This is a genomic window from Loigolactobacillus zhaoyuanensis (assembly GCF_003946385.1).
GTDB lineage: Bacteria > Bacillota > Bacilli > Lactobacillales > Lactobacillaceae > Loigolactobacillus > Loigolactobacillus zhaoyuanensis.
The window spans coordinates 1-9,293 of the sequence record NZ_RHOE01000079.1 but is presented as its reverse complement, the minus strand read 5'-3'; the positions used below and the strand labels follow the sequence as shown (position 1 = coordinate 9,293).

General features: G+C 38.9%; 11 protein-coding genes. 7 read left to right on the top strand and 4 right to left on the bottom strand.

Translation table 11 applies throughout. The annotated features are described in order from the left end of the window. Positions 1-364 precede the first annotated feature (364 nt). The gene (locus tag EKM76_RS11730) at positions 365-1,042 is read right to left on the bottom strand and encodes a GDSL-type esterase/lipase family protein (protein WP_125550813.1); all 678 of its coding nucleotides are present in this window, start codon (positions 1,040-1,042) and stop codon (positions 365-367) included. Positions 1,043-1,195: 153 nt separating this feature from the next. On the opposite strand from EKM76_RS11730, the gene EKM76_RS11725 reads away from it, so the two are divergent. Beyond that, a complete protein-coding gene (locus EKM76_RS11725; RefSeq protein ID WP_125550812.1) occupies positions 1,196-1,639 on the top strand; it encodes a MarR family winged helix-turn-helix transcriptional regulator in 444 nt (147 codons plus the stop codon). 336 nt (positions 1,640-1,975) lie between these two features. Here EKM76_RS11725 and EKM76_RS11720 read toward each other — a convergent pair whose 3' ends face one another. Together EKM76_RS11720 and EKM76_RS11715 are read right to left on the bottom strand one after the other, a co-directional pair. Further along, complete coding sequence (locus EKM76_RS11720) at positions 1,976-2,818, bottom strand: alpha/beta fold hydrolase (RefSeq protein ID WP_125550811.1); 843 nt, start codon at positions 2,816-2,818, stop codon at positions 1,976-1,978. Positions 2,819-2,842: 24 nt separating this feature from the next. Continuing rightward, positions 2,843-3,847 (bottom strand): NADP-dependent oxidoreductase, encoded by a 1,005-nt coding sequence (locus EKM76_RS11715; RefSeq protein ID WP_125550810.1) that lies wholly within the window; start codon positions 3,845-3,847, stop codon positions 2,843-2,845. A 126-nt stretch (positions 3,848-3,973) separates the two neighbouring features. On the opposite strand from EKM76_RS11715, the gene EKM76_RS11710 reads away from it, so the two are divergent. From EKM76_RS11710 to EKM76_RS11705, 3 genes are all read left to right on the top strand, one after another. Further along, entirely contained in the window at positions 3,974-4,516 is a 543-nt protein-coding gene (locus tag EKM76_RS11710; protein ID WP_125550809.1) for a TetR/AcrR family transcriptional regulator, read from the top strand. Positions 4,517-5,165: 649 nt separating this feature from the next. Beyond that, a complete protein-coding gene (locus tag EKM76_RS13510; protein ID WP_164507651.1) occupies positions 5,166-5,342 on the top strand; it encodes a hypothetical protein in 177 nt (58 codons plus the stop codon). A 221-nt stretch (positions 5,343-5,563) separates the two neighbouring features. After that, positions 5,564-6,634, top strand: a complete 1,071-nt coding sequence (locus EKM76_RS11705) for a hypothetical protein (protein ID WP_125550808.1) — start codon at positions 5,564-5,566, stop codon at positions 6,632-6,634. Between the two features lie 54 nt (positions 6,635-6,688). Here EKM76_RS11705 and EKM76_RS11700 read toward each other — a convergent pair whose 3' ends face one another. Next, the gene (locus tag EKM76_RS11700; RefSeq protein WP_225417929.1) at positions 6,689-7,126 is read right to left on the bottom strand and encodes a PAS domain-containing protein; all 438 of its coding nucleotides are present in this window, start codon (positions 7,124-7,126) and stop codon (positions 6,689-6,691) included. A gap of 189 nt (positions 7,127-7,315) precedes the next feature. Here EKM76_RS11700 and EKM76_RS11695 point away from each other — a divergent pair, with 189 nt between their 5' ends. The 3 genes from EKM76_RS11695 (at position 7,316) to EKM76_RS11685 (ending at position 9,146) form a co-directional block, all read left to right on the top strand. Further along, a complete protein-coding gene (locus EKM76_RS11695; RefSeq protein ID WP_125550806.1) occupies positions 7,316-8,098 on the top strand; it encodes an alpha/beta hydrolase in 783 nt (260 codons plus the stop codon). Positions 8,099-8,169: 71 nt separating this feature from the next. After that, positions 8,170-8,793 carry a hydrolase gene (locus tag EKM76_RS11690; RefSeq protein ID WP_125550805.1) on the top strand — a complete coding sequence of 208 codons (624 nt, stop codon included), beginning with the start codon at positions 8,170-8,172 and terminating at the stop codon, positions 8,791-8,793. A 164-nt stretch (positions 8,794-8,957) separates the two neighbouring features. Further along, the gene (locus tag EKM76_RS11685; RefSeq protein WP_125550804.1) at positions 8,958-9,146 is read left to right on the top strand and encodes a hypothetical protein; all 189 of its coding nucleotides are present in this window, start codon (positions 8,958-8,960) and stop codon (positions 9,144-9,146) included. Positions 9,147-9,293 lie beyond the last annotated feature (147 nt).

Here is a 9,293-nt window from a genome sequence, read left to right as displayed (position 1 = left end):
CTGTGTTCGTTATTGTTTGGTCGCTATAACAATAACACGGAAGGTGCTTTTTTGGTACACCATTTTGGTGAAACTCTCAATCAAAGATAAAACGATGGTGTAGCAACATTCTCGTTAAGGTTTAGGAACAGATATGCATAATTCAGGAATAAATAATGGTCTTGAAGATTCTGGTCAAAATGCTACGGCGTATCATATTGAAATAGTACTAAAGATAGATGCGATGGCGCTTGTGAACTGGGCAGGTATTTAAGCTCAAAATATAAAATGACATTTCGTATCGAAGCGAAATGCCATTTTTGTTGTGATCACATATTAAATTTTTTGAATCTGATTTAGTGAAATATGATGAGAACTGAACCCGTTATAGATACTTCATTAGATTTTTTAGCACAATTTCGTATCCTGCCGGAAGCATGTGAACACCATCAAAGGTAAGCTCTGGACGTAAATTTCCATTTTCATCAGCTAGGTTGGCATTAACGTTGATAAATTGATAATTGTGTTTCTGAGCAAGAGCGGCAACCTTTTCACTCATTTTAGCAAAATCATCATTACTTCGTGTGGCAAACATTGAAGCATGTTCATGCTTTTCCTCGCCAAAGTTATAGACAGCATTCATTGGATAATAGGCTAGTGCGTAGACTTCTGTGTTAGGTAGTTTTTCTTTTATTTGGCGAAAAATTTCATCGTAATTTGAAAGATAGGTATTTTCTGGAACATTAAAGCCAATATCGTTACTGCCAATATTGATAAAAATTTTGCTTGGTTTTAAATCAAAAATTTGAAGATCAATATGTGCTAATAAATCGGCTGTGGTTGTGGCACGAATACCACGATTGTAGATGATTTTTTCTAGTCCAAGTTTTTTCTCTTTTTGCATTTTTTCAATTGGAAAAATCTCCATGAGTGAAGAGCCGACAAAGACAATTTGTCCCTTTTTGATAGATTTATTTTCTACAGCAAATTTTGCACGAATATCGCTTTGAAATTGTTTGATTCTTGGATCTAGATTAGTTAGTTCAGTAGTTTGTTTTGACATGTTAGAATATCTCCTCGTAGTTGTTAAAATGCTTTAGTTAGTGTTACTAACAATTAGAAATTCTAACTCTTTTCTTTTTGATTGTCAAACAGTTAGGACAACTAACTGTATTTCTGCTTGATTAATTGGTAAGATATAGATGAGGTGAAAACAATGGCGCAAGAAAACAAAGGACTTACCATTAGTGAATTGTTACGTAAAATTAGTTCTAATGAGCAACAAAAAATAAGTAATCAATTAAAGAAAGAAACCTCGGTAACGATGCAACAGGCAATGATTCTGCGGTTGATTGCCATGCGACCAGGACTTATTCAAAAAGATATTGTGAGTGTTACAAAACGTCGAGCCGCAACGATTTCCACTTTTTTGAAGAACCTCGAAAAAGGTGGATTCATTGTGCGTAAAATTCCTAGTGAGAATTCACGTAATAAAGAAATTTATCTTACGAATAAAGGCCGAGATGTTGTAAAAAAATTCAGGAATACCAGAGTAATCTTCAACGCACAGTTAATTAGTTCACTTTCGAATGATCAACAAGATGAGTTGATTCGGCTTTTAGGCATCATAAATGCAAATTTAGAAATAGCTAACCAATAAATCGAATATGACAAAGTATTAAATTATTGTAATTGAAAAATCCATCTAAATTAGAAGCAAGTTGCTTCTTAAGTAGATGGATTTTTTGAGTTAAGATATCAATCTTCAGCTCAGAAAAAAGTAACCCTAATTATAATTGCTACTGATATAAACAGATTTTTCTATATACCAAGACATACATTATTTTGTTGGAGAGGTTAGAGCTATACAGTGATATACTGTTTTTTATTCGACTATAAAAAATCTAGTTTTAAACTAGATTGGCAGACCAAGCTAGCTCGTACCTCGTAGAATAATATTGATGAACTACATAAAATACAAGGGTATTATTAATTATTAATTTTGCAAAAATTGATTTACAGCCTGACTGAACTGCAAATAGTATTGGAAAATTGAACCGTGGCCAGCATCCTTAAAAAGGATGAGCTTGCTGTTCGGAATGCGGGTCGCCAAGTCATATGAGTTCTTAGTTGGGACCATTCGATCATGATCACCATTAGCAATCAGTGTTGGCTGTGAAATTTTGGATAGATCAGCGGGACCTTCTTTTCCCCAACGTTTGATTGCCTTTAGTTGAGCAGTATAAGCCGATAAACTGATTGAACGATCACGATTTGATTGCCTGCGTTTTATCTGGCGTAAAAAATCAGCTGCTGCCCTTTTTCCTACTGCAGTGCGGGTGAAGAACAGGTACGTTTTAACATCTCTTAACGTGATCACAGCCCTAACTAGGTCTAGGTTAGTGACTCTAGTGACTTGATCGATGCCATAACCACCACGGGGACCTGTTCCGGTTAAGATAAGCTTTCTAACTAATTGAGGTTCCCGGAGAACTAATTCTTGCGCAATCATGCCACCCATTGAAAGTGATAAGATATCGACTTGTTGAAAACCAAAAGTGTGGATAAATGTAAGTGTATCTCTTGCCATTGCTTGAATTGTTTGCGGAACACGGCCAGTGGATAGCCCGACACCGGAGTTATCAAACATAATTAGCCAATGCTTTTTAGCTAATTCCTCAATTAAGCGTGGCTCCCAATTGTCTAAATTTGCTGACAAGTGAGTTAATAAAATCACCGGAATACCAGTTTTTTGTCCCATTTCGCGATAGGCGTATTTGATGCCGCTATCTGCAGTAATAAATTGATTTGGTGCTAAAGTATAAGTTTGTATTGTCATTTTATAAACTCCGTATTATATAATTTAAGGAAATTGAATCAGTACTTTTCCTTTCAATCGACCGTTAGCAACCAGATCGAGTGCTTCATTAACATTTTCAATGGTAAACTGACGTGGATCAACTGCTGGAACAATGTTGGCCGCTTCAATAATCTTGGTGAGTATTTGAAGTTGATGACCGTCTGAACGCACAAATATAAAGTGATATTCAACAGCATGTTTTTTTGCTTGGCTATCGAGCCGTGCGCCAACAAGCCCAAATAAAAGTTGTTTCCATAGCGGTAACTTGAGCTCGCGAGCAAAGCGCCGATTGGGCCCAGATTTTAACGAAACCAGTTTACCACCAGGGTGCAGTATAGAAAGTTCGTGGCTGAATGCGGCTTGGCCAAGCGTATCGATAACGTAGTCGATATCGCGTAAATGTTCCCAATAGTTTACTTTTTTATAGTCGAAATACTCGTCTGCACCAATTGCTAAAGTACGCTCTTTTGCGGCTGCGTTTCCTGATACAATCACGCGTAGTCCCATGTCTTTAGCAACTGGAATTGCCATTTGACCGAAAGAACCTGAGCCGCCAGGAATGAAAAGTGTTTTGCCAGCTTCAGCCTGTAGTTCTTCGTGCAGTGCCTGATAGGCAGTTAGCCCAGTCAAAGCAGCAGCGGCGGCCTGCTGAAAAGTTAAGTTTTTGGGCATGGGACTAACTTCACTGGCTTTTACAGCAACATATTCGGCAATGCCACCGATTTTTTTAATTGGTAGGCGACCGTAAATATTATCAGCTGGCTTAAACTGCGTGACTTTACGGCCGACACGATCGACAACGCCAGCAATCTCGTTACCGATCGTTAAGGGAAAACTGTAATCTTGAATCAAACGGACGCTTCCGCTCATTATGAGCATTTCTAATGGATTAACTGCCGCAGATTTGACGCGTACCAGTATCTCATCGTCCTTAATTGTGGGAATTGCGATATCGTTAACGCTTGCCTTGAAATTCTTAGAATATTTTGTGATTTGTGCTGCTTTCATGTGAACCTCCGCAAAGTTTATTATTGAAGGTAGCATAACAATTGAAGTAACGAAAATCAAATAATGTTACTTAAGCTGTGGTATACTTTTCCCTAAAATCAGGTTTGGAAGGTGTGAACGTCTAGCATGGAATCTACTCGTCAAAAAATTATAGAGGTCGCTCAAGAATTAATTCAGCAATCAGGTAAAGTAGATGTCAGATTAACAGAAATTGCTGACAGGCTTGGAATTACGCACGGTGCGCTGTATCGGCACTTTAAAAACAAACAAGAATTATGGATCGCAGTCGCAAAGCATTGGTTTGATTCTGAAATCATTCAGCAAATAAAGGTTGCTGAGACTATTAATAAACCACATTTGATATTGCATGATTGGTTGTGGCAATTCGTTAATGCTAAAAAAAGAGCCTATAATGAGGAACCGGGCATGTTTACGCTAAACGCAACTTATATTGAAAATGATCCGGAAATATTAAGATCAGTACTTTTAGATTCAATGAAGTGGATCGATCAACTAATGGGTTATAATCAGCCACATTATGAAAAAGCAGAAGCAATTCTTGCGACATTTGCCGTCTTTACCTTGCCCAGCTTTAAAACAACGTGGAACGCGCCAGATTATCAAGCGCGCTTTGAGCAGATTTGGAACTTAATAAAACTTGGACTTTAAGCAATTAAGCAGATTGGTTAACTTTACAAGTCGGCTTAATTTTATTATTCAATAATTGGACCACTATAATCGTTGACCTACAATGAGGGATAAACGATTTAGCGTTTTTGGTGGCCTTTTTTAGAGATCGTTTTATACGTATACCGGCAAATATCTTGATTAATTTAACATAAGAATACTGAAATAGCAGTACTTAGGGAAGAGTGAAAATTGCGCGTTTTCATTTTTTTCGTTTAGCAGGGCTAGATACCAGTATATTTAAAAATATTATATAATCATCAAATAAGGCAACTAAAATAGCTTGATTTGAAAGCGCTACATTCGATTGTGCGTAGACCGCGATAGGAATAGTCGGTGAGTTTTGGACCGTGGGAAGTACATTAGATCACGACATAGTCCAGAATTATCGGCACTAATAGTAATTGTGTTGCATGGTCCGGGTATTCTTAGTCAAATGACTAGCCAAAATGAAAATCTGTACATAGTGTGAGCTAGGGAACTTATAAGAAAGTGATTAGGAAAGACTTAAAACGGATAAAAAGGTTCGTTAAAAGTAGTTTGATGGTCGACCAGCTAGTAGAATTACAAAAATAATTCGTACCCAGATCAATTAAGTTGCTTATTTGAAATAAACAATGAGGTGTCAACAATGGAACCGTTACAAAAATTTGTAGAAGCAGTCCCATGGCTGGTTATCATGCTATTGACTATGATTTTTCCGTGTTTAGTTTACATTTTTGATTATTGGCGTAGAACGTTGAGCCATTTAAATTCAATTGTTTTATTAAGCGTTGTGATCGGTGGATTCTTAGGTCTTTGTAACTAATTCGTGGAAACAGAACGATCGTAATTTGAATTGAGCTCTTTTTTGACACGTCCATAAAAACAAACCTTTTGTAATAGATGGCACTGACGTACAACTATGGGGCATAATTTAATTTTAGTTTTTACGTTCAGTTGTAAATCCGCCCTAAGTCCATGTTTCTACTTTCAGGCGTATGCTATAATTAGCGCTAGTTTTTAATTTAAAACAGACGGGGTAAAATGATGCGTGACTTAGTTTCTGATCGAAAGCTGATCAATATTGTTATTTGGTTAGTGTTGCTGGGAATGGCGTTTTTTGGGACGCTACCAATTTTTATTTTAGTCTATGTCTTCTTAGCGGTGTTGATGACTTTGCGAACATTGTTAGGCCGTTTTCCGCGCCGGGTGAAAATGACGATGGTGGTGGTCTATCTACTGATCATGGTGTTGCAGATCACATTCAGTAGTGCAGTTATTTTCCGGCACCATATTTTTTTAGGCGCTGGCTTTTTCAGCCGCGTTTTTGGGACTATGATCGTGTTAGCACCATTACTGGCGGAGCGTATGTTGATCATGCATCAAGATACTGATTTTTATTTACCATCGATCAAGGAAGCTGCGACTTTAAGTTTCACCGAATTTAATGCACAAAAAGGTGCGGTGATTCGGTCGGTAAAAGAGCTAGGTAAAGTCAAGCAGGCCTTAGCGGTGGATAAATTAATGCCACTGTTTACGGACTTGAAACGTCACAGTTCGACTCATTATATTAATAATGGGTCGTTGACGGACAGTTATTTTGACACAGTAGCGGCGACCCTGGATGATCCTTACATATACGTGGTGATTTCCAATACTGGTAGTAATGCTAGTGAATTGATCTCGTTATTTACTCAAAAACAATATAATCATGCGTCGCTGAGTTTTGATCGTGATCTACAGACGATCATCAGTTATAACGGCGGCGAAAATGTCTATCCGCCCGGGCTGAATCCTGAAATGGTTACGGCTTTTCATCAAAAAGCGGATGCTTCTGTATTAGTCTACCGGTTGGCGACAACGCGGAAGCAAAAACAGCAGATCATGGATAAAATTAAACAGATCAATCAAACTGGTAGTGCCTACAATATTGTGGGGTTGGTGGTCAAGCGCTCATTGCGGCCAAATATCATGTTTTGTTCGCAATTTGTTTATCAGATGCTGCGACTAAGTGGCTTAGCCTATTTCAGCAAAACTGATGGTAATGTGAAGCCAACTGATTTAGTTGAGCTGGATTACTATAAAAAGCTGGATTTTTGTTATGAAATCAAATTTTAGATTTAGCTAAATAAATAACGTCTTTGAGTCCGCTGTGGGCTCAAAGACGTTATTTTACTTGTATCGTTTGGTCAATTTCAATAATTTAAGCATATTGCCAAACTTAGTTGTTTTGGTATATTCAGTAATATCTTCAGTGACTTCGATACACCCAACGTACTTGCCAGCAGGGTTATGTAAAGCATAAAAAGCCATATGAACTTGTTTGCCACGAATTGGCACAGTCATGGCAACCTTGCCAGTAGCGCCATCGTGCATTTCCGCCAATACTTGTTTGACTCGGCCAGCACTATGCGCCGGATGCACTGCCAACACATGTTGATTTAATTTGCTGGTGTCACGCTTAAATAAGCGCTGCGTATTGTTAGAATACCAGCGTACGATATCATTTTCATCGATAAAATCAAATTCTTGATCGATCGTGGCAAAAATGGCATTCAGTTGTTCTAATTTCAAGCTACCACTAGCCAAGTTAATTTGTTGCTGCTCCAACTTAATTTCCTCCGATATCATTAGTGATTAATTATAGATTAGCACAGAAAAGAAGTATGATTAAATAGGGGGAAACACTAATATTAGTTTAAAAGTAAGATTACTTGTATCGTAAGTCGCTAATGTTTTACAATAGGGCTTAATGAAAGCGCTAATTATTAGGAGCTATTTTATTCGAGGTGAGTTGGATTGACGGCAACAATTAAATTAGATATCCAATATACTACGGGGTTAACTTTAGATTGGTATCAACCGCAGCAGGAACAATTAAAAGGATTGATCATTGCTATTCATGGTGGTGGTTGGTTTCAAGGGGATAAGGCAAAGGACGCCGATGTTGCAAATTGGTTAGTTGGACAAGGTTATTTGGTGATCGTACCCAATTATCGATTGGCACCGGAATATCATTTTCCGGCGCCGTTACAAGATATGAATGCTTTATACGAGTGGTTACAGCAACACGCACCACAATTGCCGATTGCTGCAATTGGTGCTTCAGCCGGCGGTAATTTGGCGGTTGAATTAGGACTAAACTATGGGCTACCGGTTATTTCATTGTCTGGTATTTTGGATATTGCCCACTGGTTGACCACGCATCCTGCCGTTGTAGCTAAGCAAAAATCTGCAGCCGACACAACCACAGCTAGTGCGGCGATCAATCAAAGTGGCGCTAATGAAAGCTTCTATAAATGGTTTATTAGTAATTATTTAGCTGCTGATCAGGCGGTGGCAGCCACCCCTTATCAGCATGTTAGTTCTGCCAGCGGTCCGATGCTGTTAGTCAACTCAATGGCTGAGTTTGTACCAATGTCTGGCGTAGCGCGACTAAGCCAGTGCTTGATTCGATCTGGGGTACCGGCAGAAACAATTGCCCTAGCTGGAAGCCGCCATGGCAAAGGTTATTTAGATGAAGTCAAAGCCAATATTTTATTGTTTTTACAACGTTATTTGGATCGTGATCAGGCTAAATAGCTGCCCTGAATATGTTGGTGATAAGCATTTTAATGATAACTAGGTTTTAATTCTGAATAGGAGTGATGGTAATGACAAGCGAACCACGGCGTGACCCAATTAAAGACCAACTGCTGACACCAGAAAATTCTGCGTTTTTATTGATCGATTACCAACCAACGCAAATTAATTCGATCAACTCGATCAATCGAGCGACACTGATCCGTAACGTTGTCAGTACCATAAAGCTGATCAACACGTTTGAGATCCCCGTTATTTTATCGACTGTTAATGTGGCGACCACTCTAAATCAGGATACGATCCCAGCAATTAAAAAGTGGTTACCTGACGTACCCAGCTATGATCGAACAACGATCAACGCCTGGGAGGATCAAGAATTTTATGCAGCGGTCAAACAAACTGGCCGTAAAAACTTGATCATTGCAGCATTATGGACCGAAGCTTGCCTGACTTTCCCCGCATTGGATGCTTTACGTGAAGGCTACCAAGTTTTTCCGGTGGTAGATGCTGTTGGTGGCACCTCAACTGTGGCACATGAAGCTGCACTAAGACGAATTGAGCGTGCTGGTGCGCAACCAACGAGTATTGCTCAACTAGCTTGTGAGTTGCAACGTGATTGGCAGCGTGGTGCAACTGCTAGCGGTTTTGCCCAAGATTTAGCCGATGCAGGTATTTTTCTACGTTTATCAAAATAAATTATCAGCCGGATCGTAAAAAGGAAGTGCTAGCTTAACGCTGGTAGTGCTTCCTTTTTTAGCGCGCTAATTAGCTAATAAACAAGTTAAAGTGTTTACTTACGACTAATTTATTGATACAATATTTTGCTGTTGGTTATAATAATTGTGTGGAGGTGAGTGGCTTGGTTCAGTGGATCTACGTGGTCTATTATTGTGATTTTCGCGCATTACCGGCGCAATTTGAAGTTTTGCGCGCCTTTAAAACTGAAAAAAGGGCGCAGGCATTAGTTGATTTATTGACTAGAACGCCGTTTGAACGCCACTCATTAGCTACTGGACAATATCTTTATCGTAAAGTTGCATTAGCGTAAATAAAACTCTCCGCGCGGCCACCGCGCGTAACCATCTATGAAAAGAACGCCTTTACCGTTATACTAGCGGTGAAGGCGTTCTTTTGTACATCGTCTTTTTATTGGTGCCTTGAGCCTGAAAATAAAACCGATGGTCTTCAATTCGTG

Excerpts from the sequence above, each read along its gene's own strand:
- EKM76_RS11730 (WP_125550813.1), bottom strand. The coding sequence starts at position 1,042 with ATGTCAAAACAAACTACTGAACTAACTAATCTAGATCCAAGAATCAAA.
- EKM76_RS11725 (WP_125550812.1), top strand. The coding sequence starts at position 1,196 with ATGGCGCAAGAAAACAAAGGACTTACCATTAGTGAATTGTTACGTAAA.
- EKM76_RS11720 (WP_125550811.1), bottom strand. The coding sequence starts at position 2,818 with ATGACAATACAAACTTATACTTTAGCACCAAATCAATTTATTACTGCA.
- EKM76_RS11715 (WP_125550810.1), bottom strand. The coding sequence starts at position 3,847 with ATGAAAGCAGCACAAATCACAAAATATTCTAAGAATTTCAAGGCAAGC.
- EKM76_RS11710 (WP_125550809.1), top strand. The coding sequence starts at position 3,974 with ATGGAATCTACTCGTCAAAAAATTATAGAGGTCGCTCAAGAATTAATT.
- EKM76_RS13510 (WP_164507651.1), top strand. The coding sequence starts at position 5,166 with ATGGAACCGTTACAAAAATTTGTAGAAGCAGTCCCATGGCTGGTTATC.
- EKM76_RS11705 (WP_125550808.1), top strand. The coding sequence starts at position 5,564 with ATGCGTGACTTAGTTTCTGATCGAAAGCTGATCAATATTGTTATTTGG.
- EKM76_RS11690 (WP_125550805.1), top strand. The coding sequence starts at position 8,170 with ATGACAAGCGAACCACGGCGTGACCCAATTAAAGACCAACTGCTGACA.